At 44.5% G+C, this 25,908-nt stretch carries 22 protein-coding genes; 8 read left to right on the top strand and 14 right to left on the bottom strand.

The genetic code is table 11. The features are described 5' to 3' along the window. Positions 1-6: 6 nt before the first annotated feature. From DVG78_RS18350 to DVG78_RS18340, 3 genes are read left to right on the top strand one after another with little or no spacing between them, the layout of a single operon-like run. Complete coding sequence (locus DVG78_RS18350; RefSeq protein WP_114462508.1) at positions 7-471, top strand: lipocalin/fatty acid-binding family protein; 465 nt, start codon at positions 7-9, stop codon at positions 469-471. Beyond that, positions 468-794: a MerR family transcriptional regulator gene (locus DVG78_RS18345; RefSeq protein ID WP_114462507.1), complete on the top strand. Its 327-nt coding sequence runs from the start codon at positions 468-470 to the stop codon at positions 792-794. The genes DVG78_RS18350 and DVG78_RS18345 overlap by 4 nt, the downstream gene beginning before the upstream one ends. Before the next feature lie 8 nt (positions 795-802). Further along, on the top strand, positions 803-2,779 hold the full coding sequence (locus DVG78_RS18340) for a hypothetical protein (protein WP_114462506.1): 1,977 nt from the start codon (positions 803-805) through the stop codon (positions 2,777-2,779). 34 nt (positions 2,780-2,813) lie between these two features. Here DVG78_RS18340 and DVG78_RS18335 read toward each other — a convergent pair whose 3' ends face one another. From DVG78_RS18335 to DVG78_RS18315, 5 genes are all read right to left on the bottom strand, one after another. After that, positions 2,814-3,203: a DUF5615 family PIN-like protein gene (locus tag DVG78_RS18335; protein WP_114462505.1), complete on the bottom strand. Its 390-nt coding sequence runs from the start codon at positions 3,201-3,203 to the stop codon at positions 2,814-2,816. Further along, positions 3,203-3,442, bottom strand: a complete 240-nt coding sequence (locus DVG78_RS18330; RefSeq protein WP_114462504.1) for a DUF433 domain-containing protein — start codon at positions 3,440-3,442, stop codon at positions 3,203-3,205. The genes DVG78_RS18335 and DVG78_RS18330 overlap by 1 nt, the downstream gene beginning before the upstream one ends. Positions 3,443-3,612: 170 nt before the next feature. Then, positions 3,613-4,407, bottom strand: a complete 795-nt coding sequence (locus DVG78_RS18325; RefSeq protein ID WP_114462503.1) for a thymidylate synthase — start codon at positions 4,405-4,407, stop codon at positions 3,613-3,615. Positions 4,408-4,610: 203 nt separating this feature from the next. Beyond that, a complete protein-coding gene (gene scpA, locus DVG78_RS18320) occupies positions 4,611-6,749 on the bottom strand; it encodes a methylmalonyl-CoA mutase (RefSeq protein WP_114462502.1) in 2,139 nt (712 codons plus the stop codon). Between the two features lie 57 nt (positions 6,750-6,806). Further along, the gene (locus tag DVG78_RS18315; protein WP_114462501.1) at positions 6,807-8,186 is read right to left on the bottom strand and encodes a methylmalonyl-CoA mutase family protein; all 1,380 of its coding nucleotides are present in this window, start codon (positions 8,184-8,186) and stop codon (positions 6,807-6,809) included. A gap of 363 nt (positions 8,187-8,549) precedes the next feature. Here DVG78_RS18315 and dnaA point away from each other — a divergent pair, with 363 nt between their 5' ends. Further along, the gene (dnaA, locus tag DVG78_RS18310) at positions 8,550-9,977 is read left to right on the top strand and encodes a chromosomal replication initiator protein DnaA (RefSeq protein ID WP_114069604.1); all 1,428 of its coding nucleotides are present in this window, start codon (positions 8,550-8,552) and stop codon (positions 9,975-9,977) included. Further along, positions 9,943-11,001 carry a GNAT family N-acetyltransferase gene (locus DVG78_RS18305; protein WP_158550052.1) on the top strand — a complete coding sequence of 353 codons (1,059 nt, stop codon included), beginning with the start codon at positions 9,943-9,945 and terminating at the stop codon, positions 10,999-11,001. Before dnaA ends, DVG78_RS18305 begins: the two co-directional genes overlap by 35 nt. 57 nt (positions 11,002-11,058) lie before the next feature. On the opposite strand, the gene lysM is transcribed toward DVG78_RS18305, so the two are convergent. After that, on the bottom strand, positions 11,059-11,523 hold the full coding sequence (gene lysM, locus DVG78_RS18300; protein ID WP_114069602.1) for a peptidoglycan-binding protein LysM: 465 nt from the start codon (positions 11,521-11,523) through the stop codon (positions 11,059-11,061). Positions 11,524-11,662: 139 nt separating this feature from the next. Here lysM and DVG78_RS18295 point away from each other — a divergent pair, with 139 nt between their 5' ends. The 3 genes from DVG78_RS18295 to DVG78_RS30105 all read left to right on the top strand — a co-directional run bounded on the left by DVG78_RS18295 (position 11,663) and on the right by DVG78_RS30105 (position 13,483). Then, positions 11,663-12,655 (top strand): 2-hydroxyacid dehydrogenase, encoded by a 993-nt coding sequence (locus tag DVG78_RS18295; protein ID WP_114462499.1) that lies wholly within the window; start codon positions 11,663-11,665, stop codon positions 12,653-12,655. Continuing rightward, positions 12,652-13,098: a GNAT family N-acetyltransferase gene (locus DVG78_RS18290; protein ID WP_114462498.1), complete on the top strand. Its 447-nt coding sequence runs from the start codon at positions 12,652-12,654 to the stop codon at positions 13,096-13,098. The genes DVG78_RS18295 and DVG78_RS18290 overlap by 4 nt, the downstream gene beginning before the upstream one ends. 211 nt (positions 13,099-13,309) lie before the next feature. Continuing rightward, complete coding sequence (locus tag DVG78_RS30105) at positions 13,310-13,483, top strand: hypothetical protein (RefSeq protein WP_158550051.1); 174 nt, start codon at positions 13,310-13,312, stop codon at positions 13,481-13,483. 73 nt (positions 13,484-13,556) lie between these two features. Here DVG78_RS30105 and DVG78_RS18285 read toward each other — a convergent pair whose 3' ends face one another. From DVG78_RS18285 to DVG78_RS18255, 8 genes are all read right to left on the bottom strand, one after another. Beyond that, positions 13,557-14,714: a hypothetical protein gene (locus tag DVG78_RS18285; protein ID WP_114462497.1), complete on the bottom strand. Its 1,158-nt coding sequence runs from the start codon at positions 14,712-14,714 to the stop codon at positions 13,557-13,559. A gap of 12 nt (positions 14,715-14,726) precedes the next feature. After that, entirely contained in the window at positions 14,727-15,452 is a 726-nt protein-coding gene (locus DVG78_RS18280) for a hypothetical protein (RefSeq protein ID WP_114462496.1), read from the bottom strand. A gap of 132 nt (positions 15,453-15,584) precedes the next feature. Then, positions 15,585-21,722 carry a SpvB/TcaC N-terminal domain-containing protein gene (locus DVG78_RS18275; protein WP_114462495.1) on the bottom strand — a complete coding sequence of 2,046 codons (6,138 nt, stop codon included), beginning with the start codon at positions 21,720-21,722 and terminating at the stop codon, positions 15,585-15,587. 130 nt (positions 21,723-21,852) lie between these two features. Continuing rightward, positions 21,853-21,972 (bottom strand): DUF45 domain-containing protein, encoded by a 120-nt coding sequence (locus tag DVG78_RS30385; RefSeq protein ID WP_229598271.1) that lies wholly within the window; start codon positions 21,970-21,972, stop codon positions 21,853-21,855. 183 nt (positions 21,973-22,155) lie between these two features. Beyond that, on the bottom strand, positions 22,156-22,275 hold the full coding sequence (locus tag DVG78_RS30655) for a phage integrase SAM-like domain-containing protein (protein ID WP_374755723.1): 120 nt from the start codon (positions 22,273-22,275) through the stop codon (positions 22,156-22,158). 383 nt (positions 22,276-22,658) lie between these two features. After that, the gene (locus DVG78_RS30095; RefSeq protein WP_158550049.1) at positions 22,659-22,811 is read right to left on the bottom strand and encodes a hypothetical protein; all 153 of its coding nucleotides are present in this window, start codon (positions 22,809-22,811) and stop codon (positions 22,659-22,661) included. Between the two features lie 109 nt (positions 22,812-22,920). Further along, positions 22,921-24,258 (bottom strand): ATP-binding protein, encoded by a 1,338-nt coding sequence (locus DVG78_RS18265; RefSeq protein ID WP_229598266.1) that lies wholly within the window; start codon positions 24,256-24,258, stop codon positions 22,921-22,923. A gap of 564 nt (positions 24,259-24,822) precedes the next feature. After that, a complete protein-coding gene (locus tag DVG78_RS18255; RefSeq protein WP_114462492.1) occupies positions 24,823-25,743 on the bottom strand; it encodes a DUF2971 domain-containing protein in 921 nt (306 codons plus the stop codon). Positions 25,744-25,908 lie beyond the last annotated feature (165 nt).

The raw sequence follows: 25,908 nt of genomic DNA, 5'->3' as shown, positions 1-25,908 counted from the left end.
TTCATCATGGACAAAGTACTTCATACATTGGTGGGCACTTGGTTTATTTGCGCCACCAATTTTCCGATGTGGCTCAAGGGAAACAAAACCCATCCAACATTCAATTATAGTTTGGTTGCCCACCAAGAAAGGACCTTATTGGATGAAGTCAAATACCTCAAAAACGGTAAGCCAGCAACTATTACAGGTTATGATTTACAAGACTCAACCGACCCAACGACTTTTATTTGGCGTGGAAAAGGGATGTTGAGCCTGTTGAAAAGCAAATGGAAAGTGGCGCTTCTTGATTCTTCAGGACAGTGGGCCGTAATATGGTTTTCAAAAACACTATTTACACCCGAAGGCGTGGACATTATCAGCCGAACACCTACGCTCTCCCCCACCACCCTCCAAGAAATCAAAGCCAAAATAGCCACGGATTCGGTACTTGCTCTCCACCTCAAAAGCCTCAAACTGTTAGAATCACGATGAATGACGACTCTCATAAACTTTATTATAACATCAACGAAGTGGCCGTTCGTTATGGTTTTGACGCCTCCAAACTGCGGTATTGGGAATCGGTGTTTCCGATGCTAAAACCCGAAAAACGTGGCGGTGACCGCATCTACACATTAGCAGATTTGGAAATTCTCGACGAAATTGTCTACCTCGTTGAGCACAAAAAACACAAACTGTCGGCGGCACGCCAAATCATGGAATCGGACCGCAGTCAACGCACCAAAATAAAACGGGCCATACAACAGTTGGAAGTTGTTAAACGTTACCTCCAAGACGTCAAAGAACTTCTCAAGTGAAAAATAGCATGAAAATAGGCATAACAGCAGGGCTCATTGCGGGTACTTACCTAATCGCAACGTATTTTACTGGCGAACGCACCCCAACCACCACCCTCCAAGTTGTTCCTGCGCTCAAAGCCCTTCCGCGCGCCCAAGCGGCCATTGTTCATTTTGAATTTGAACCTGACCCCAACCGCTACGAAGACCAACAACTCCAATTGCGGATTGAACGCCGCACCGACAATAAATTATACTTGGTCGATGCCTCAAAGCCAGAGCAAGGCCGCACGACTTACTATGCCCTCAACGGCAGTGTCAACCGAGTAGATGCGCGTCAGCTTACGCAACAACCGCTTTTACCCAACCGCTGGATTCATCTTGTCAAATACGTCACGGAAGTAGCCAACGTAAATTCGGAAAGCTGGCTCACGTCGGCGTTTAACGTGGCCGCTGGGCAGGCCAAATACGCCGCCGCCTACGAGGCCATTTTTTGGGTGCGGGATTCGTTGGACAAAACCCCGTCAAAAATCGCCTATACTCAGCCGCTTTGGCCCAATAATGGTGCCGTGGGCGACAGTCGGATTTTCAAACAAACCCCCGCATTTACGTTGCTTAACAAAAAATACGGTTCTGAATCATTGCCCATTGACGAACCCATTAAGAACTTACAAAAGGTCAATTGGAACGTTAACCCCACTAAGTTTAAACTCCTATACGCGGGAGAAGTGGATGGCTTAATCAAGCACATCAAGCCGCGAAATAAGCAAGGAATTACCCGTTTTGATTCAAAGCAACTCGACCAAGCCGCCGATTGGTTGGCTAAAAGCACACCCGCCGACGCTTTTTCGGTCGATTTTGAGCCTGGCAAAGCCGAAGAAGGATGGTATTGGGACATGTCAGACCCCAACTTTGGGAAAATCATGTACGAGCTTTCGGACCGGATTTACAAACGCTACGGAAAGTTGTTTTATTCATGGATTGGGGATGCACCGTCGTTTACGTTTAAGGGAAACACCTTCACATTAGACGGCTACGCCAACGACAACTGGAGCGCTGGCAAAAAAAACATTGATGACTATTTGGCTATTCATCAAGAAACAAAATCCATCCAAAACGTAAAAATTCCTTATCCGGCCATCCTCATGACGGGTTTTGGCTACACGAGCAGCACCGTCAATACGAGTGATGCCACCGACCAACCGCCTCAAGTCTGGAAAGCCCCCATCAACTGGTACCTACGAACGCTGGATGTACTCAATCTGAAATCGCTGATTGTGCCCCCAAAAGTAAAATTCCTCAACTTTCTTTGGCCCTACGAAGACAAGCCCGCCGACGCCAGACGCAGCTACACGCGGCGATTTAAGGTAGGCAACGGCACCAAAGGCTACGTCAGACAACTAGACAATCGGGTGATGTACCCCATGAATCTGGTGCGGGATGCGGTATTTGTTCACCTTTGCAATCCACGCGTTTTCTACACCAATTACTGGATTTTTGGTCAATCCTACAATCCTTATCAGGCGTTGAGGTATTCCAAAATCAACGGAAACCTTTCGTGTGAATCGCAAAAGACGGGGGGCTATTTTGTGTATGAGTACCAAGGACCCGACCAACCCGCTTGCCCCTCACTCAACGAAGATTACATCGGCAAAGACGCCCTCGGGATAGCTACTATGGTGCAGGCGCATGAGTTGTTTGCCAAGTATCAGCACATTCTAGACGGCACCCAAACCCGCGAAAGCTACGGTTTTGATTACCAAAGAGCCACGCAGGAAACCACAAAAGCGGTTTGGCAAAATGACACGGGAGAGTTTGCACGGGCGTTCAAACACAATCAGCCGTGGCTACAAGTGTGGAAAAACCCAAAAACGGGCAAACGGCTACTGCTGTTTCAAGATAATTTTGCCGAAGCCTTCGAGCCCGTCACGTTTACGACCACCATCAACGGCAAAAAAATACAGCGAAATGTAGAGGGGAATACGCTGTATTTGGAGGAGTTGTAATTACAGGATGCATCAAAAAGTACTTTCACCCGGCTTAATAAATCATTGCATTTTTGATTCTTATTTTAACTCCTCCTTTCGCCCATTCCGCAATGACCATAAAAGGAGACTCTATTTCTGGGTTTACATTCAAAAGCGCCTGAAATGTTTGGATATGATACGAAGAATCAAAGTGCCCCGGTCTTAAAAAAACAATTCCTAAAAAAGTAGATTGATCTTTATGCACTAAAGTGCCAAAATCGCTATCTAACGTAATAACTACGCGATTATTTTTGGTTGCCATATCCAATAGAAAAGCATCTGAAGCAGCAAAAAGGTTGTTCTCTTTTGTATCAAACACATCCAATCCCTGTTCTCGGAGAAATACAACTAATAAAGGATCAATGTTTTCGTCGGTGAAAAATAAAAAGTCGGAGAGCTTCATTAAGCAGCGGCAGAATGTTGGACTTCAATGACAATTTCATTTTTCATGGCATCAGAAGCATACAGAATAGCCTGCTGAATTCCTTCTGCGGGTATATGCGGGTATTTTGAGGCAATATCATGAATGGTTGCTCCAGAAGCTATCCATTCTAATATCAGCTGTACGCTAATTCTGGTATTTTTAATACATGGTTTTCCACCCAAAATGTTAATATCCGAAACGATAAGTGGGTATTTCATAATAGTAAACTGTAAAAAAGTACACTAATTTAAAGAAACACACTAACAACACAAAACCTCACTCCAATAACGCTAGCGATAAAGGAGGTAAAACCGAAACAGTCGGATAGTGGCTTGACGATGATGTAATTAACGACTGACTAATCCTTAAATACCTAAAAACCTACCCATTACACCGCTACGGGAGCCTTAATGCCCGGCCAAGGCGCATAGCCTTCGAGCGTAAAATCTTCAAATTTGAAGTCGAATACGCTTTTTACATCGGGGTTTAGTTTCATCATCGGCAACGGTCGCAATTCGCGCGACAGTTGCAACTCTACCTGTTCCAAATGGTTGAGGTAAATGTGCGTATCACCGCCCGTCCAGATAAAATCACCGTACTCAAAGCCGCACTCTTGCGCAATCATCATGGTCAAGAGCGCGTAACTTGCGATATTGAAAGGCACCCCCAAAAACACATCCGCACTGCGCTGATAGAGCTGGCACGAGAGTTTATTATCTGCCACATAAAACTGAAACAAGGCATGGCAGGGGGACAAGGCCATTTTATTCAAATCGGCTGGATTCCAAGCCGATACAATAATGCGTCGAGAATCGGGATTGTTTTTGAGTTGCTTCAACACATCTTGAAACTGGTCAATGATGCGTCCGTCGGGGGCTTCCCAACTGCGCCATTGCTTGCCGTAGACGGGGCCGAGGTTGCCGTCGGCATCGGCCCATTCGTCCCAGATGCTCACGCCGTGGTCTTTGAGGTACTTGGTGTTGGTATCGCCCTTCAAAAACCAAAGCAACTCGTGGATGATGGATTTGGTATGAACCTTTTTGGTCGTGACCAGTGGAAAGCCTTCCTGAAGGTCAAAGCGCATCTGGTAGCCAAATACACTGATGGTTCCCGTGCCCGTACGGTCAGTTTTGCGGGCTCCGTGGGCTAAAATATGGCGAAGTAAGTCGTGGTATTGTTGCATGGTTGAATTCCTGAAACCTAATTTTTACTCAAACATAAACCTAAAATTGTAAATGGGCAACGAAATTACTACGTTACCTATGAGCGACATTGTTCGTATTGCTCATTTCAATTAGATTTCAGATGCCTAGTTAACTTACTATTCAATGCCTTGCTGTTGCTAACAAGGCATCTTCCAAAAGAGTATTTGTTTTTTGTACTCCCTTACTCTCCCATCAATTCCTTCAAAATCTTTTGAGCCGCGACCGAAATCACCGTACCGGGGCCAAATACACCTTTGACGCCCGCTTTGTACAAAAAGTCGTAATCTTGCGGAGGAATGACGCCCCCTGCAATGACCATAATATCTTCCCGACCGAGTTTTTTGAGTTCTTCAATGAGCTGAGGAACAAGGGTTTTATGTCCTGCCGCAAGGCTAGACGCTCCCACAATATGCACATCATTTTCGGCCGCCTGACGGGCGGTTTCTTCGGGCGTCTGGAACAGCGGTCCCATATCGACATCGAAGCCCAAATCGGCAAAACTCGTGGCGATGACTTTGGCGCCCCGGTCGTGACCATCCTGCCCCATTTTGGCCACCATAATTCGTGGTCGACGGCCTTCCAGCTCAGCAAAGCGGTCGGTCATTTCGCGGGCAATTCGGAAATTCTCATCGTCCGAAACCTCCGCGCTGTAAACTCCTGAAATAGAACGTATCACGGCTTTATATCTTCCAAAAATCTTTTCCATGGCATCCGAAATCTCCCCGAGGGTAGCTCTCACGCGGGCGGCTTCAATCGCCAACGCCAGCAAATTGGTTGTATTGTCCATCCCTCCCTGCTGTCGGCAAGCGTCCGTAATGGCCGCCAATGCCTGTTGTACTTTTTCGGTGTTTCGTTGGGCCTTTATACGCGCAAGTTGCGCTACCTGCGCTTCACGAACAGCTTTATTGTCCACTTCCAACAATTCCAGCGGCTTTACCGAATCGGGTTTATACTTGTTTACACCTACAATTACGTCTTTTCCACTGTCAATGCGCGCCTGCTTACGGGCGGCGGCTTCTTCGATGCGCATTTTGGGTAAACCCGCTTCGATAGCTTTGGTCATACCACCCATCTCTTCCACTTCTTCAATCAACGCCCAAGCTTTTTCGGTCAGTTCCTTGGTCAAATATTCGACGTAATAACTCCCGCCCCACGGGTCTACCACCCGACAAATATCGGTTTCGTACTGCAAATACAACTGTGTATTTCGGGCAATCCGCGCCGAAAAATCGGTCGGCAATGCAATAGCTTCGTCGAGCGAATTGGTGTGTAAACTTTGCGTATGTCCCAACGCCGCCGCCATGGCTTCAATGGTGGTCCGGGCCACGTTGTTGAATGGGTCCTGCTCCGTCAGTGACCAGCCCGATGTCTGGCAATGCGTGCGTAACGCCAACGATTTACTGTTTTTTGGGCCAAATTGATTAACAATTTTAGCCCAAAGCAATCGTCCCGCCCGCATCTTGGCGATTTCCATAAAATGGTTCATGCCAATGCCCCAAAAAAACGACAAACGAGGTGCAAAACCGTCAATGTCCATGCCCGCTGCCAGCCCTGTGCGCAGGTATTCTAAGCCATCGGCCAGCGTGTAGGCCAGCTCAATGTGCGCGGGCGCGCCCGCTTCGTGCATGTGGTAGCCGCTAATGCTGATGCTGTTGAATTTGGGCATAAACTTACTGGCATACGCAAAAATATCACCAATGATACGCATACTCGGCGCTGGTGGATAAATGTAAGTATTGCGCACCATGAACTCCTTCAAAATATCGTTCTGGATCGTCCCTGCCAATTGCTCGGGTTTTACGCCTTGCTCCTCCGCCGCCACGATATAAAAGGCCATGATGGGCAATACCGCCCCGTTCATGGTCATCGACACCGACATCTGATCAAGCGGAATTTGGTCAAACAACACTTTCATGTCTTCGATACTGTCAATCGCGACGCCTGCCTTGCCCACATCACCCACCACGCGCGGATGGTCGGAATCATAACCTCGGTGCGTGGCCAAGTCAAACGCCACAGAAAGTCCTTTTTGGCCGGCGGCCAAATTCCGACGATAAAAGGCATTGGACTCCTCGGCCGTAGAAAAACCTGCATATTGGCGAATCGTCCAAGGCTGTTGGACGTACATCGTGCTGTAAGGGCCACGCAAAAAAGGCGGAATCCCTGCCCCAAAAACCAAGTGTTCTGCCTCCCGAATATCCATTTTGGTAAAGGTAGGTTTCACTTTGATACCTTCTGCGGTTACAAAAGCTTTGCTCGACCCCATTTCGGAAATTGGGGCTTGAATGGAAGAGTGTATGTTGAGGAAGTTGGGTTTCATTAGTTGTAGTTCAACTATATTTTTTTAGCAATATTTTGGCAAATTGAACGGTCTGTATCATCGTTCAAATGTTTGGGCGATACGTTGGGGGCGAAGTAATTTAAAAGACACGGCTTTATTGATAGCTTCGGGAGTTGGAGTGTATTTCACTGGCACTTCTTCGTCCACCCGAAATTTGTTCACGCCTACCATTACCCGCGTTCCCTGTTGAAGGGCGGCCAGGGTCTCAGTTGCGTTTTGTTCGATTTTATTTTGAATAAAATCCTGTTCAAAAGCTGCCAATAAGCCGCCTTTTTCTTCAACTTCCAAAAACAAACTCCAAGCGACCTCTGCCAATTGTTGGGTCAGGTTTTCGAGAAAATAACTACCCGCCGCTGGGTCAAGGGTTCTATCAAGATAACTTTCTTCTTTCAAAAGGATAGAAATATTTCGGGCAATACGTTCCGAAAATTCATCTGGCGTCCGAAACGTGGCGTCGTATGCGTGAACGGTCAGCGCATCGCAACCGCCAATCACCGCGCTCATGGCCTCGGTTGTCGCCCGCAACAGATTGGTATTGGGCGTAATGGCCGCGTCGTAGAAAGTCGAAGTTTGGGCGTGAACGTAGGCTATTTTAGGTTCTATTCCCCAACCCACCTGCACCCGTTGCCATAAAAACCGCAACGCCCGCAACTTTGCGATTTCCATAAAGTAGTTGGTACCAATCGAAACCGAAAAATAAAGTTTCGAAAAAACGGCATCTGGGTCAAGGCCCGCATCGGTCAGCTTATCAGCATACGTCACCGCCGAAGCCAGCGCGAAGGCCAATTCTTGCGCCGCGTTGGCACCCGCATTATGAAACACATGGCTACTTACACAGATGGTTTTGAAGCTAGGCGATGCTTTTGTGGCGATGGCTATCGCTGCCAATTCGGCAAAATACGTTTCCGAAAGTTGCCCCGTCGTCATCCACGTTGCCAAGCCATCATCAGCCAAACCTCCTTTCATTTGGTACGCAATAAACGTTTGAAGGGCGCGAATCAAAGCGGTATTTTGTCCGTTGGTTTGAAAAAATAGAGGTGTATCGCTGAGTTTGATTCCGTAGAGAAGTTTGGTAAACTCAATGATTTCGAGGTCTGTATTCCGTAAGTCCAGTGTCAGGGCGTCAACGCCTTTTTGCAAAACCGCCAGCATTGCCGCATTGGTAGCCCGCTCGCTTTCATAGACCACTACGGGTTGATTCAACCAGCCTAATTTCTTTTGTTGAGCCGCCTGCAACCCCGTAAGCTGTGTTTCTTGCACCTCTTGGTCGGTATAATACGGTTCCACCACAAAGCCCTCGGGGGTATTCCACAACAATGTTTTGTCGTAGTCTTTACCTTTCAAATCTTTGAGCGCCTGTTGTACCCACGCGTTTTTATCGGATGGCGAAAATTCTGAAAAAAGGGAAAAGCTCATGAACTGTTTTTAATAAAAAAAAGTACGTTTTACGTTACTGAAGGTAAAAATAGGAGTTATATTTTGAGCTTTCAACTTCCTGCAAAACAAATACCGTCTTATCTATCCTATCTATAATACAATATTAGCTTGTCCCATTTTAAATTTGCCATTCCAAAAACAAAATCAGTATATTTAAGTCATTGTTTCTAATTCATTTTTCCTATTTTTGCAACCCTTAATTTAAGGGCGGTTGTGCAAAAAAGGTTTTTGGTGACCTTACATGTATTCGGAGCTAAACGTTAAAAATCAGATTTACTGACACTTAGATAGTACTCTCTCAACATTTTTGGACCGTTTTTTACGAATAACTCAGGATACTCAGTGGATAGTTTTTTTCAACAAGAAGTGGCTGTTGTATGGGAAAAGTGCCTTCAAGTCATTAAGGCCAACGTTCCTGAACAGAGCTTTAAAACCTGGTTTGAGCCGATAGTACCCTTTCGGCTTGCGGGGAAAACTTTGACCATACAAGTTCCGAGTCAATTCTTTTATGAGTGGCTGGAGGAGAATTATATTCACGTGCTGCGTAGGGCACTCGACCACGCCATCGGTCGCGATGGCCAACTGGAATACTCCATCATCGTAGATACAGGCGGTGACCGGCAACCTCCCATCAAGGTTCACGTTCCGACCACCAACTCACCCGAAGCCGCCGAAGCGCGTCAAAAAGCCGCCTCTGAGCCAAAAAAAGCCACCCCACAACCTCCGCGCAGCCCCGATTCGTCGGAGTTGGATTTGTACCTCAATCCTACTTATAGTTTTGACAATTACATCGAGGGAGATTGTAACCGCTTGGCCCGCTCGGCAGGCATGGCCGTGGCCCAACGCCCCGGGGTAACTTCTTTCAACCCACTGCTGATTTATGGCGGCGTAGGGCTGGGCAAAACACACTTGGTACAGGCCATTGGCAACCACATCAAAGGCCATCACCACGATAAATTTGTGCTGTATGTTTCGTCAGAGAAATTTACCAACCAATTTATCAACGCCATCAAAAGCAACACGCTCCAAGATTTCACCGATTTTTACATGAAAGTCGATGCGTTGATTCTGGACGATGTGCAGTTTTTGTCAGGAAAAGAAAAAACACAAGATACGTTCTTCCATATATTCAACCACTTGCACCAGTCGGGGCGTCAAATCATCATGACTTCCGACCGCCGTCCGAGCGAGTTGCAGGGCTTGCAAGACCGATTGCTCTCCCGCTTTAAATGGGGCCTCACCGCCGACCTCCAGCAGCCCGACTTTGAAACAAGGATTGCCATTATTCAGCGTAAATTGCAGGCCGAGGGAATTTATATCGAATACAGCGTCATTGAATACATTGCCCACAGCGTCAATACCAACGTGCGAGAATTGGAAGGGGTAATCATTTCATTGATGGCCCAAGCTTCGTTGGTTCGCCGCGATATTGACCTCGATTTGGCCAAAGTCGTCATGAAAAACATCGTGACGGCCGAAGACCGCGAAGTCAATATTGATACGATTCAAGAAATTGTATCGGATTATTACGACGTGAGCATTGCCGATTTGAAAGGTAAAAGTCGGAAGAAAGAGTTGGTTTACCCACGTCAGGTAGCGATGTATTTCGCCAAAGAACTGACGGATTTATCGCTAAAATCCATCGGATACCATTTTGGTGGCCGCGACCACAGCACCGTCATTCACGCCATCCAGACCATCAGCGATTTGATGGAACAGGATGATTCGGTCAAAGATGCTGTTCAAAAAATTCGGAGTACTTTCAGTTAGTAATCAGACGATTATTCATGTGCCCGTCCTTCTACTCCATCGCTCCCAACTAGATTCCACCCAATGGGATGATTTTATTGCTGCTTCTCCGCAGCAGATACTCTACGCCTATTCATGGTATTTGGATACGGTTTCGCCTGATTGGAAGGCGCTGGTCTTGACACAAAATGGCCAATGGCAAGCGGTGATGCCTCTGCCCTGTCGCCAAAAATGGGGCTTGAAAGTAATACAACAACCTTTTTTCTGTCAACTTTTAGGAATTTTCGCCCACTTAAACGTTGATTTTCAGGAAGCATCAAATCTGCTTTTGTCTCATTTAACAACCTCATTTCGCTACGTTTCTATTTACACGGGGCGCTTTGCTGCGCAAACGGTTTTTCCCAATTCATTAAAAATAAAAAAAGCGAACAATGTAGTTTTACCGCTGCACCTCCCCTACGCTGTTCTTTTTCAAAACTATTCAAATGACCGAAAAACGAATTTAAAACGCGCGCAACTATTCGGCTGGCAGTCTAAACAAAGTACTGACATTGAGCCGATTATCCAATTATTCCAAAAAAACCATTCCTCCCAAATTGCGGGTGGAGTTTCGGAGAAGGCATACGATTTATTACGAAAAATAACGGCTGTATTAGCGCAAAAAAAAGCCTTGCGATTAGTCTACGCCACCAAAGATGGGCGCATTGAAGCCGGCGCATTGTTTGCAATTTTTGAGAACCGAATCATTTATCTTTTCAACGCGGCCTCACCCACGGGTCGAAAAGGGAACGGCCGCACCTGGCTGATTGACAAAATCATCCAAGAATACGCTGGCACTGATTTTGTCTTTGATTTTGAAAGCCCCGAACTTCCGTCTATTGCTTCATTTTACCAAAGTTTTGGGGGAGTAGAAGAAATATATACCCAATTTACCTTCAATGATTTACCCTTTCCATTGAAGCAAATTCAAAATTGGAGAATTGAAAAATCAGCCAGACAACAAACAACTGATAATAAATCAGTTAAGCATACAAAAAAGGGTTAAAAGTTAGGCAGAATTACCTCAACTTTCAACCCTTTTAAACTTCTAAATCTTTACTAACTAAAGCGCAGGAATGCGTAAAATCTGGCCTGGATAGATTTTATCAGGATCGGACAACATTGGCTTGTTGGCTTCAAAAATGACCGGATATTTCATCATATCACCGTAGTAATGTTTCGCAATCAAAGAGAGCGTATCTCCTTTTTTCACTTCATGATACTGTGCTTCAGGCGCGGGAGTTTCCACAATGATGTTGTTGTCAACCGCCTCTACGCCTTCTACGTTACCAACTGCCAATGCAATCTTTTCAGAATCTTCCTGAGCGGCAACTTCTCCTTCAAGAATAACGGTGTGGCCCGATACTTTTACAATCAATTTGTTGTAAGCAAGCCCAAGCGTCTTCACGTGCTGTAGTAAAGCGCTGGCTTTTAAGTCAGCAACTTTTTCGGGAGCAGCGGTTTCAACTTCTTTGTCTTTACCAAAGACTTTTTCACCTACTCCTTTAAAAAATGACATGAGTCCCATAATTGTTCGAGATTTTGATTAAGTTTTAGAAAAAAATTAACTTGGCAAGACCCAAATCTACCTTTTTTTTAAGTCCTTGCAAATCCTTAGACTATTATTTTACTGTTAGGTCACTTTTAATTTAAGCAACTCATCCATTATGAAAATTTCTTTCTTCAGTTCGAAGTCTTATGACCGCAGCTATTTTAATCGCTTCAACACTTCCTATCAGTTAAAGTTTTATGAAACCGACTTAAGCCTCGAAAGCATTGATTTATTAAATGACAGCCAAGCGGTTTGTGTGTTCGTCAACGACCAACTCAACGCCGAAGTTATTGAGCAGTTGGCCGCCAAAAATGTCAAAATCATCGCGCTGCGCTGCGCAGGGTTCAACAATGTGGATTTACAAGCCGCCAAAGCCCACGGAATTGCGGTGGTGCGCGTGCCGGCGTATTCGCCCCACGCCGTGGCCGAACACGCAGTAGCACTCATCCTGACGCTCAACCGCAAAACCCATAAAGCCTACAACCGCGTACGTGAAGGGAATTTTTCGCTCGAAAGATTGACGGGCTTTGACCTGTTTGGCAAAACGGTAGGCGTAATCGGAACGGGAAAAATCGGCGAAGCCTTTGCCAAAATCATGAAGGGATTTGGCTGTCGGGTATTAGCTTATGACCTACAGCCCCACCCCGATTTAGTTGCTCTTGGCATTGAATACGTTGCTTTGGATGCCCTGTTTGGCACCTCCGATATTGTTTCGCTGCACTGTCCGCTCACGCCACAAACCAACCGCCTTATCAACGCCGATACCTTGCAACAAATGAAACCCAACGCCATGCTTATCAATACCAGTCGGGGTGGGTTGGTGGATACGAGTGCGGTGATAAAAGCCCTCAAAACGGAACATTTGGGCTATTTTGGTATTGATGTGTACGAACAAGAAGCCGATTTGTTTTTTCATGATTTGTCAGAAAGTATCATTCAAGACGACATGCTGATGCGTCTGATGTCGTTTCCAAATGTCCTTATCACTTCCCATCAGGGCTTTTTTACGGAAGAAGCTCTGTGTCAAATCGCGCAGGTTACATTCCAAAATATCCGCGATTTTGAAGCTGGTCAACTGAATCCATCCACCACATTGGTACAACCATGATTGAGTACAAAACCTTTATAAATCAACTTCCCGAGGCTGTTTTAGAAGCAGTTCTAACGCTGCATTTTCAGGTTTTTGACGGGCAGGAACGCCCCCAACTCATTGGAGAAATCAACGAAACATCTCACCTTTTGACCCTCGTTGCGTACGAAAACGATGATGCCGTCGGCTACAAAATGGGCTACCGACGCAAGGAAGGGCATTTTTACAGTTGGTTGGGCTGCGTATTGCCCACTCACCGAGGACAGGGAATTGCGGGTCATTTAATGGAGTTACAACACGAGTGGTGCCGCGCCAACGGCTACCATACGGTGCGTACCATGACTTACAACAAATGGCGCAACATGCTGATTTTGAACCTAAAGCACAACTTCAACATCGTGGGAATATTGACCGACAATGCCGGTGCGCCTAAGATTGTTTTGGAGAAAAGTTTGAATTAATTACGGTTAAGTATGTGGTCAAAAATAATTTGTTCTATTCCAAACCCACCCCGTCGCTACGCGCCCCCCCTCCCAAGAGGGGATTAGAGCGTAAATCCCCTCTTGGGAGGGGTGCCCCAACGGGGCGGGGTGGGTCTATTGAATGTATAAAATAATAAAAACTATTTACGATTCAGTACTTATTTCAAAACATATATTTCACACTTCATCAATGAAAAAACACTTATTTTTCTATTTTCTCTTTCTCATTATTTTACAAACAAAAGCCCAACCTTCGACTGTAAAAAATGCCACGGTAGACAAAAAACTAACGGCCCAACCTCAGGAAGCCATCAAAGGAGTTAGGGGCGATATAGGCGTGTATGTAGGGAATGTGTACGTATAACACTTGGTACTTTGAGTTAAAATTTAGGGGCATTAGCTAATTTTAAACTGTTTGAGTGTTAAGTGGACTTACATTACTTATTACTGATAGGGAGGCGTTTAAGGACTTCCTGATAATCTTTTTTCAAGCCTTCATTCTCATTTTTAAGTTCAATCACATAACGCGTCAGTTCTTCCACTTTTTCCAACAATTTTGCCGTCATTTCCTGCGTACTGACGCCTTTTTCAACCGCTTCGCTTGCAGTAGGGATACCGGGCAAATGCTCATGCTCCTGAATGTAATCTTCCAATTGTGCCAAAGGCATCAATATATATCCTTTCTTAAAAACCCGATCAGCCCATTGGTTTTCGGATTGGTATTTCATTTTGAAATTGGAAACAATAAACTCGCCTTGCTCATCTAACCCTAAGAAATCCCGTCCGTTGATCTTAAGACTTGGACTATTAAAAGCTGCCCGCATATTGATAACGCCCTTTACATCTAAACGATGCTGTGGGTCATGGACACCAATGCCTACTTTCACATTGTTATTCTGAAAATCGCCCAAAACGATGGCGTCATTGATAGAAACACGAGCGTTGTAGCCAACCGCCGCCGCCCTTTGCAAGGATGCGGCGTTAGTGCCAAAACCATTGGCGCTTCCTCCTACATATACATTATTGGCTCCAATTGTATTGGCTTTTCCCGTTTCATAACCAACAAATACGTTAGTTGACCCCGTCGTATTTTCGTAACCCGCCGATTTGCCGATAAAGGTATTGGTTGAACCTGATGAAATTTTAAGACCCGAACTTTCTCCCAAAAAAGTATTGTTCGAACCAGAGTTCGTTCCATTTTCAACCCCTAATCCAGCTAAATTCCCTACAAAAACGTTTTGAGTTCCAGTAGTACTGAATGCTCCAGCACTTCTGCCAACAATAACATTGGAGTTTGCGGTATTTCTCCACCCTGCCGCAAATCCTACAAAAACATTACTGCTTCCGAGGCCATTATAACTCCCGGCCAAATAGCCCAAATAAGTATTGGCAGCTCCAACGGTGATTGCATTTCCGGAATAATACCCCAAGGAGGTATTTGAATTCCCCGTTGTAACATTGCTTCCTGCTTGTAGCCCCATAAAGGTATTTCCATCTCCTGTATTATGAATAAACCGATTTGCTCCTAATTTCAATTGATTTTGGGCAAATGAGGTATGGATGGAAACAAACAGAAACAAAAGCGTCTTTTTCATAATAACTTGATGTTAATTCTCTGATAATGTGACAAATGAATTGTTAGGATAATTAAGAGAACCGGTTCCCAACGTAATACTTTTGGCAAAGCCGTTGACATTCACCTGAACTTCGTGATTAAGATATACCTCATCTGTAACCGTTGGAATACGCCCACACACCCATGTAGTGGTTGCGTTCCAATTCCCCGCTTGGGCAGTTACCAGCACGTCGCCTGAATTACAACCCGTAATTCCCGCAATGCTTACGCTTCCTGAGCCACTGTTGGGGCAATTTCGCTTGGAACAGGTGGCCGTGAATGTGCTCGAAGCCCCATACACCTGCGGGCTAATGGTAAAGCCAATCTGACCGTTTGACCATTTGACCGTACCGGGACATCCGTAAGCCGTCAGCGTGACGGTTTGGCCGTTACGGGTGGTATACAAAGTGGAGGTTATGCCAATGGCATCCGGTGTACATTGATACACTTCCACCGTGGCCTGACCGATGCCGTTGTTAGCGCAGTTAGGCGTAATGCACTCGGCGGTATATTGCGTACTAGTAGCCGGCGTTACGGAGATAGAAGCTCCTTGTTGCCCCGTTGACCACTGCACCGTACCCGGGCAGCCCGAAGCCGTAAGCGTACAAGCCTGATTCGGACTCACCGCCGACGGCGTAGCAACCACGGTTGGATTGTGGCTGCTGCCTTGCAAACTTTTGGAAAGGCGGTTGCCGTTGGTGTCGTAGTTGAGTGTCAAGGTTGTTTGTGAGTACCCAATCAAAGAATAGAAAAATAATTGAGAAAATAACAAACTAGCAGTCCACAATTTAATAGACACGATTATTGCATTTTTTAAACTTCTACACATTGTTAAGGAATAATAAAGTAGTTAATATGCTGGCCTTGGCTCCAATAACGTTTCAAAAAATGTTGCAACTCCTATTGATATGACAAATCCCTTCAACCATGGCATAAGCCCTTTTCCATAAGTTTTGACGGCATTTTCAGTTACCTTTTCCGCTACTATAACCTTTGTAGTTTCTGTAGCTGCTCCAGTCAAATCACCTTCTTTTACTCTAGTTGCGATATCTACAACTGTAATTGCTTTATCTGCTACAGATAACGTCTTTGAAAAGATTTTTCTATCCCTTGACGAATACCCATCATCATCAGATAAATCATGAACCATTGCCTCTGCACTTCCCGCTAAATTTCCAGCCAATGATAATCCTTTATGTAAATCCTCACGTTTCTTAACTTCAGTCATTGCTAAACCTTCTTCATTAAATCCTTTACTATGTATTAAATCATATGTGTTGCCGGTAAATTGTTTTTTCTCATTTTTGTTTCCAATAATTTGTTCATTAGCTGACTTCCGGATTGGTTTACTGCTTTTGGTAGAACTGCTGTTATTTGTAACATTCTGTCCATAGCCAATACTTAATAAATTAGATGGATTTCCACTTGCCGAATTTTGAGCAATTGCAGATGAAGAGAGAACATTTGTACTAGGCGTATTGTAATAAGTATAGCCGGCCTGATTTTGAGCATTTGTATAGCCCAATTGTTGGATGTATATATTCTGATAACTATAGCTTTGACTATAGGCAGATCCAACTTGTTGAATATAAATTTGACTATAGGCAGATCCAACTTGTTGAATATAGGTCTTCTCACCTATATACCCACTAGGGTCCGTCGCGTTCAGTGGGTTATTCATGACATAACTGTACCGATTGAATGCCTGCAAATTGGTTTGGTCCTGAACGATGGGGTCGGGTGAGAGAAAGCGGGCCAATATAGGGTCATATACCCGTCCGTTCATGTCGATTAGGCTGAATAGATCATAGTGCTCGTGCTCGGTAAATCCTCGTTCGTAGCCTTTATAGTTAGTGGTCAATGGAGTCCAATCGGCATTGCGACGTTGGCCCCAGGCGTCGAAACTCAATTCTTCCTGCAACGTACCATTTACACCCGTAAATCCGGTTGAAGAGCCCAAATGGTCTTTCAATAGGTATTTTACCTGTGAAGTGGTGCTGCCGCCGGTGGGTTTTTCATCAACCCATAACCCGATCCCGTTCAAAAAATGCGTTGTACGGGTGCGGCCATCGGCAAAGGTTTCCACTTCCATCAAACTGCCTACGTAGCGTTTGGTTCGGGATAAACTGTTACGAACAAACAACTTCTGCATTACCCGCTGATGACCGGCATCGTACGTAATCTGTGCATACGACGTATCGTTGGACATACGACTTACTTTATTAAAGGAAGTGTATTCCGTTCCAATGTTCAAGGCAAGTGAACAGGATAAGTTGCTTTCCGATGAAACTACCGTTTTCAGCCGATGCGGGCCATTTCCAGCCGGACCGTAAAAATAGTTGCCGACATCAGATTTTGAGGTAATATTCCCCAACTCATCGTACTCCAATTGAATAGCTCCTGCACCTTCTACCTGAGCAGAAGTCAGGCGATTGAGGGCGTCGTAAGTGAATATTTCCCGTTTATTACGCTTTACATCCACGCGCTCGGTGAGGTTGGCCAGATCATTGTATTGATACGCAAACTGCTGAATAACAGAAGTGTTATAGGTAGATTTAATTCCCAGTAAATACTGAGTGGTTGGCTCATATTGTTGGTCCGTAACGACCCCATTCCCAAATTGCTGTTGCACCAAATGCCCGGCCGCATCGGCACTGTTCTGTTTCCAAAAAACAGCATCGGTCGTTCCGTTGCGCAGTTCGGAAAGATAACCGTGTGCATTATAAACGTACTTCAACTTCAGACCCGTTGGATAAGTTAACTGCTGCATACGGCCCTGTGCATCATAGGCGTAGTTAGTGGTGTAGGTCAGGCCATCAATCACCTGCGTTTGCTGACTGCGACGGCCGAGGTTATCATAGCTGTTTGAAGTTTGGGTGGCATAACTGCTGACGGACGAAACTTGCCCAATCGCTTTGTTTCCCGTATCATATTGCCAAGTGGTGACCCCTTCTTTTTGGGTTTGCTTCACAAGCCGACCCAGTTTGTCATACTCCATTCTCACCACATCTCCGTTGGGGTATGTTTGGCTGATCAATTCTCCAAATCCATTGTAGATGTATTGGTATAAACCCAGATCAGGATCCGACATGGCTGTTTCGTAGCCGCGCGCGTCGTAATCATGCACAATGGTGTTGTTTTTAAAATCGCGGGAAGCTACCTGATCACCTGCTGTATTGTACCCATAATAAACGTTATGTCCGTCGTTCCACCGACTTTCTACCAATTGATCTTTACTGTCGCGGACCTCAACTTTTGTTTGACCGGCGAAGTTGGTCATACTGATCAATTGCCCGGCATACGTGGTAAAAGCAATTCGTTGACCACCCGTTTTTGTTTCGTAATGCTTGGAAGGACGACCCAATATATCGCTTTCGCTGAGGGTATAGCCAACGGAGGCTTCACCTTCAAAATAAGGATACGTTTCTTTGGCCTGCTCATTAACGCCCACCCGCTGATAAGTTCGCTGAACCACCGTAAAACGCCCGTCAAAGCCTTTGGTCTTTGTTTGCACTGATCGCCCATACGCATCAAAATGCTCCAACATAATCTGCCCTTGGCTTGTTTGATGGTAGGTAAGATACACCGCACCGAAGGGGCTACTGAACAAACCTGCGCTTGCCGATCGGTAAGCCGTGGCTTGCCAAGTTCCGTCGGGAGACGTTTGCTTTGTAGAGCGACCAAAGCCATCGTATTCATAGGTTGCGGTTAAGTTATTGGGGTCGGTTTCGGTTAGCTTCAGTCCTAAATTAACGTTATAAGTTGCGCCGACTGTCTGATTAAGAGCATTGGTTCGGGTAAGCGCAAATCTACCCGTTGATTCATAGGTAGCTTTGTTGGTTCGGGTTTCATTTTGCGTGCCGTTCCAAGCGGTCAAGTCCTGTTGAGTTATATTCCCGAAAGCATCGTAGGTATAAGCGGTTACCTGTTTTTGTTGGTCGTTAAGATTGGGAAAAGCCGTTTTGCGGGTGACCAATCCGGTCGTAGCTTCATACTCAGCACTGCTTTGACGACTGATGGTCGTTTGTCCAGTTGCCAAATAAAATTGAGTGGTTGTAAGAGGGAGTCCTAATAACCAGCGACTTGTGTCATTTTGGTAGGCAATACGGGTTGAGTCTCGGTAGCCATTGGCATAATCTGTGACTACATAAATCGGATTTCCATACTCGTCCATTTGTTGGCGGGTATAGCGTGTTTTCCCGGTAACATAATCAACCGTTTTTCGATTGCTATAATATCCAAAAAAGCTCTTGGCACGGTTCAGGTTATTGGCGGGGGTATTGGTTGGGTAGGGAATTAAAGTTGAGGTATTTTCAAGCAAAGATATCAGCCCACCGTCTCCGTAAAAACGCTCCACTTTCAGCAGGCTGGCACTGCCATAGCGCCAACTGTTTAAGTCCTGTCGGTACGTTTTAACGGAATAAATTCCCGTGACAGTGTCTGTTTCGATGATCCGTGAAAATCCGCGAAATCCGCGCCCTTCAATGTTCAACGTTGCTCCTTCGTAGCGGTAAGCGGTAGCTGAGGTGTAGCCATCGGGCGAGCTGACACGAACTTTGGCCACGGCATTCAATGCGGCCTGAAAATCAATGATCGGGTATTGGATATTGCCCGTTCGTTTATGAAAATTCTGATTGAGCAGGTTATCATAAACAATCGTCGTGGTCAGATTCGCCCCATTCGTAATCTTAGTGATCAGAATACTGCTTTTTTGACCAAGAGGCATGACATAGGATTTATTCTGCGCGGCATCATAATACAGTACATCAGCAACGGAGCCTTTCATCAATGGCCCTATTTTATACCAATTACCTGTTTTGAACATCGCAGGCGGATATACATTGGTTGACTGAGCGGCAGGTGCAAAAGCAAAATTCCCCTGGTTGAGAAAAAGCACATTGTTACCTGATGTTTTTTCATAAAACACCAGATCCATCAGTCCATCGGCATCATGGTCAAGTTGGAGAAGATTGGGGTAAGTCTTCAGTACGTCGGTTGCTCCTGATTTTGGTTTGATATCTACAGGAGCAGCAAAAGTGCCATCTCCTCTGCTCGGCAAAATTCGAACAAGATTGGAATCGGGCAGGTAATACGTCAGATCAGGAATCTTATCGGCATTGGCATCAAAGAAAACCGTTGTGCCGGCAGATTTGTTAATATAACTCGGCGTGACGCTGTTTTTGGTATATTGACGATAACCGACACGGTAATTGTTTTGGCGTTCAACGACGGAGGAACTTACCAATACGGAGCCGGTAAATACGGTTAGGTTATTCCCGGTATTTTTATCGTAGATAAATAATTCAGACAAACCATCCCCGTTCAGGTCAACGATGTGTTGATTGGGATTAGCATAAGAAAGTCCCGCGTTATAGCCGGGTATATCCGAATATTCGCCTAATTGGTAGTATTCAGCATTGGCATCGCCGGGAATATCACTTACGATTTGGGATGTTCCGATAATGGGCTGGCCGGAAGCATAAGTAAGTACGGTTTGATCGGAAATGGCATCTCCCGAAACATCCGCAAACATCGGAAGAACCGCGCCATAGATAGCCGATCTCGTATATTTATAGGCACACGCATAGGGATTGCTCGGAGTAGGTCTTGAAAGGATAAATTCAAAGCCTGTGTTAACGGGCACCGGAATACCCGGGATATAAGTCAGGTTACTCCAATTCAATACAACATCATCAATATTGTCCCCATTCAACTCGGCAACAAAAGGCGTTCGAGAACTGAGATCGAACCAAGCCTCATCTGACAGTATCATAGGGGTAGGCGGCCTTATCTCACCAGCAAAAATAAAACTACCCTGTCCATTGTTTATCACAAATTGATAAATGGTCGTCACCGACCACTGTCCGACCGCATAGGGCGTAACTATTTTTTGAAAATTTACATAATCGAGCAACCCATCGCCGTTAAAATCACCCATTAGTTTAGTGGTCGTATTACTGAGGGCTACTGCGCTTCCGGGAGCACCGGTTGTATTCTGCCATTGGAATGTTGTTGGGCTAAAGCAATTGCCTGCCCCATCGCATTCTGTTACCGATGTCAGTTGCGAATAGCGGTTGACTTGGTAAGCAAGATCATACTGCCGAATCAGGTTGTTTTGCGCCAAAACCTGAATGGTTTTCAGCCGCCGGGTCAGGCTGCTTTTTTGCTGAAATCGCAAGCCATACAGCGTAGCAACATCGGGGCGAGACTCATAAATGAAAAGAATTTTGTTGTAGGGCGATAGGTTCGCGGCGGCATTTCCTGTATACAAAATACTTTCCGGAAGGTACTCCCCCGTCTGTTCATCGCGCAGGTACGTAAAGGTCATAAAGTTGCCTTTGCGATCTTCGATACGATTGATCAACCATTGAACTCCTACCTGTTTTATAGGATCTGTTACGCGGGAATTATCGGAGTTTCCATATTCAATAATAAGCCCTGATTTAGTATAAGCCCTAAAATACTGTGGAGCGCCCGTTATAGAATTTTCATATAAAATTACCTTCGTAAACGTTTGTTGTTCAGTATAATAAACGGTCTGATCAACGCCATAATTGATATCCAATCGTTGGTTGGTGAGGATAGATTCAGGAGCTAATACCAATCGGTTTCCATCCAGGGAATAACGGTCTTCTTTCGTATAGCTTACATTTAAAGCAACGCTCTTGGTTTGATTGGTCGCCGTCACGGTTTCATCCTGAGCCCGGGTACGACCAATGCGCGTAATGGCCGAAAGTCCCTGTAAACTCCACCCCAAACCTAAGGGGCCGTTTCCGCCGAGACTGTTGTACTGGAGTGAAAGCTGAGGTTGTAAACTACTGGTGCCCGAAGGTACCGCCAATGGAATAGAATAAGTAGCCGCGCCCGCATCAGAAACACTAACAGTTCCCTGTGTATAGCCGAAGTTATTGCCCGCAACGGGCAATTGAGCACGTAAAAATCCAATAGAAATAAGAAGAAACCAAAACAGAAAATAACGAAAAGGCATGGATAAAATAGAGCTTAGTGGGAAGCGTCATAAAAATAGAAAATATCCCTATCCTTCACAAAAAAATCACCAAAAGTTACCTAATGGTACACTTCCCCTATTTTTGAACTGCTACTTCTATATTTTTAACTCAATACTTCCAATCAGAATGACTCACTGGCAGCACGTTTAGCTCCCTTTTCAACTGCTTCCAATTGGGAAGAAATTTGTCCATGTACGAAAGAAAAACAGCGTTGTGGTGACGTTCCAGCAGGTGGATTAATTCGTGTACTACGATGTATTTCAGGCAGGGAAGTGATTTTTGGCCAATTCCAGGTTAAACTTATCCTGACCGACTTTGCTTTTTTACTTTTAAACTTCACCCGCATCGACATTTTTTCAGGCTCAAAAACTCCTGATTTGATGGACTCATTGTAGGATGCTTTTAACGTTTTCAGATTGTTGTGGATGTATTTGTGCCATTGCCGGGCTTTTTCAAGTATCGTTCATAGCCTTTCATCCAATCGTAATCAATCCCTTCAAAAAAGCAAATCTTTTCCTTTGAGGTATACATCAAGCTTGCTCAATACAGATTTACAGGTACTGCGGCTGCTTACGTTGGTGATCTGTTTAGCACGAAGTTTACTATACTGCACAAAACTCTCTCCCGCAATCTCTTTTTTAGTTGCTTTTGAAGGGTCGAAGCTGTTACCTTCCTGCCGGTTACTTGGGTTTTAGGTAGGTCCGTTCAACCTCCGGCAGCTTTGCCTTAATCGTATTGTTGATTTGAGAATGCAATGGGTGTGTTCTTCTTACTTCTTTTTTTCATCATCCCAGTGAATTTTTTGGACCCAAAAGCCACTGCAACCCGAAGCATTTTTTTTGCTTACGTGATTCTTAGTTGAATGTTTTGCGTACCGTCTTTTTTGACGCGATTATCCAATTCTACGTGGAATGTTATTTTACCCATTTTTTCTGAAACTTTTCTGAATAGCTGAGAATCGCACAGAACGAAAAAACCGCTTCTACATAGCGTAGAAGCGGTTTTTCATTGTTGCCGAACTGCACCAAATGTGCATTGTGCGGACGCGTAGGAACTACATAACACATTATTAATCAAATGTTTAATATTAACATGACTACGTGAGTACAAAACAGGTACAAAATCAGGTTGAATTGACCAATCCGAGGGCGTTGAGATTTCAGCGCTTTATCGCTGTTATGGAGTTGGATTCAGAACTTGCCAATATCCTCCATTATCCCCCCCTATTCGTGCAAGCTGTTTTGAGTTTTTGAGTTTACTGATTTGTTTTTCAATAGCGCGAGTTGAGATACCAACTGCCAGCGCAAGTTCTGCAATGGTCATTTGATTATTATCACTGACCAGTTTCAGTATTTTCTCCGAACTTTTCTCCGAACCCTTCACCGAACTTTTCACCGAACTTTTCACCGCCGTAAAATGCACTTCTATCCCTCCCCAATAAAATTCGTAGGTAGGGGCAGGTACATGAGCTTTTTCGCACTCGTTGATGATTTTATAAATACCTCTCCCCCACGACTCAATCATTCCCGCCCGGAAAAAGGTATTGGCAATGTCGGGATTATTGGGACTGGAAGAGTGAATGTTCAGGAATTTCTCCACGCTCCATCCTTCGGGAATATGGCCTGTATTCCACAATGACAATTTGTGGTCATAGACTTTGATTTGAATAGGATTTCCGCTGCTGTAATCTTTGTGCGCTACGGCATTGAGCAGGGCTTCGCGCAACGCGGCTTCGGGAAATAGATAAGTTTCAATGCGCCCAATGCCTTCATAACTCACAATGGCCCGCATATACTTGGTCAGCAACAAGTCCATGGTTTTTTCCACCTGTTCAAAAAGCGTTCCATGGATTTCGTCCTGGTACAGCAAGTCAACCTGATTTTCAAAGAAGCCAATTTTGATGTAAGCTCCCGTGATAAATCTTTCGGGGTCGGGATGAAAAAGCAAAACGGCAGCACGTTTTAGGTGTTGGTTTTCGGTCAATCGCAGGTGTTCCAACAACGCTTCGTTCTTTTCTCCTAAAACCGATTCTTCGACGCGCTTGGAACGCGTGGCTCTTTTTCGGAAATTATCAAATGCCCGGCTGTCGAGGTCGTTGATGGTAACATTAAGAACGGGTACACTGTCCCAATGTCGGCCCGTTTTTTGGAGGATGAATTTGTTCAGGGCCGCGCCTTTCAGCTCCTGCTTGGTGCTACCGCTGCGGTAATGGTACTGACCTTTGTAATTGACCGGATAGGGATAAGGCTCCACCGTAATTTCAAGATATTCCAAGCCGTTTTGCTGATGGCGGTTTACATCGACCACAATGCCTAACACATCCCGTACTTTGTTGGGAATGTCTTCCATGAGTTTGGCCGCATCCGACACACCCACGATGTCACCACCATCATTCTTCCCGATGACAATGGTACCACCCTGCGCATTGGCAAAACCGCATATCCACTTCAGGTATTCGTCACGCCATGATTCTTTCCATTCTGTATTTTGATTTTCGGCGTTCATTTCAATCATATTTTACCCATCAATAACCATTTCATTCCCCTGAAAATATTCTGATTTTTTGTCATAAGAATGCGTAAAGCTACCTAAAAACGCCCTCTCCTACAACCAATACGAGTCTTCAACATTTTTGTACATACAAACTGTACATACACTTGTATATACATCCCATTTTGAACGGTTGAAATAAAAGGTTACCTAGTGGTCTAAATTTAAAAACCCACGTTACAAGCCTGTAACGTGGGTTTTTGAGTAAATATAATATATACCTTATTACTTTGGCTGACAACCGAAAACGTAAGTACATTTGTAATTACACTAGGCAGCAAGCTTGGTTTCTTCTGTTTTAGAAGGTGTAAACTGCACGATTTTAGGACGCATTTTCATTGTTGCTGTCCATAGCTGGAACAGGAACATCACAAAAGCCGCACCAAAGTCAATACACCAAAACCAGTTACGAACTGGGTCGATTTTAAGCTTTATCTGTTCCCTTTTAGAGGCCATTTATATTATACCTACGCAATACTTTTACGCAATTGCAAATTATACACAAAAAATAGTATTTATAAACTTTCCTCATTTTACTTTTTGAAACAAGACCTTGTATTCTGACTTACTTAACTCACCCTGATACACATCTACATGTTGATATTTGAGGTCACTTAATAATTGAAGCACATTATCTTTAAATTCTGGACTAGCATTAACTCCGAAATAAACACTTTTTACCGCTTGCGCATCGAACTTAAATAAATGAATATCACCATTATTAATTTGAATATCAGATTCATTCAGAGGTTGAATCATCCGAAGTTCTTCTTCATACTCCCAATGTTTACTTTTTGTCAATAGTATCTTTTCAACCATGTGATCTATCAATTTGTCTTCTTCAAAATTTGAATCAAAGAGCGTGACATTAGGCCTTTCATCAACATATATGATATCATTGAGCTTTCTTAGTCTATCATTTTCGTTGATGGTTTTATTAAAGTAATGATTCGAGGGATCAAATTCTATAACATACCCTGTATGACTGTTTGTATAATGAGACCACATAGTCAAATTAGCATTCCTTCTCGTCAGGCTCAGCACTCCGAATTGTTTATTAAAAGATTCTTTTAGTAGCGTAGTGGGGTCTGACTCATTCATCTGATTCATTAGTGCACCGAATAAATTACTCGGATGCAATGAAGGCATCATTTCAAAAACCTGATCCATTGGATAAGCTGATAGTATCTCATTCCATTGCTCATCGGGTAACATCCCTCTGACATCTGGAGGCAAAAGCTCTGCTGTTAATTGTAAGCTCATTGCCTGTTGTAGTGCTGGATTTAAATATTCCTCTTGAAATTTATTATTATAGCCTTCATCCATTACTTTAGATATAAACGGAAGATTTTCGAAAGGATCATTTAAGTAATTAGCCTGCGTAAATCGCAGAGTCTGATTCTTCAATACATCAATTCTTTCAGGCGCTAAGTACTTAAATATTCTCATTGGCTATTTAGGTTATATTATTCTTAATAGGCTTTGTTGTGTCCTCATTCCCTAGGCCGCAGCCATTTTTAAATAGAGTTCCTCTTGGTTTAACCATATTTGCTGAGGTGTCTTGCCCTTGAGAGCTGAGTGGGGTCTCTCAAAATTGTAAATTCGCCACCACTC

The sequence above is a fragment of the Runella aurantiaca genome (assembly GCF_003339505.1).
GTDB lineage: Bacteria > Bacteroidota > Bacteroidia > Cytophagales > Spirosomataceae > Runella > Runella aurantiaca.
Note: the sequence above shows the minus strand (reverse complement) of the source record. Positions and strands in the feature narration are given on the sequence as shown.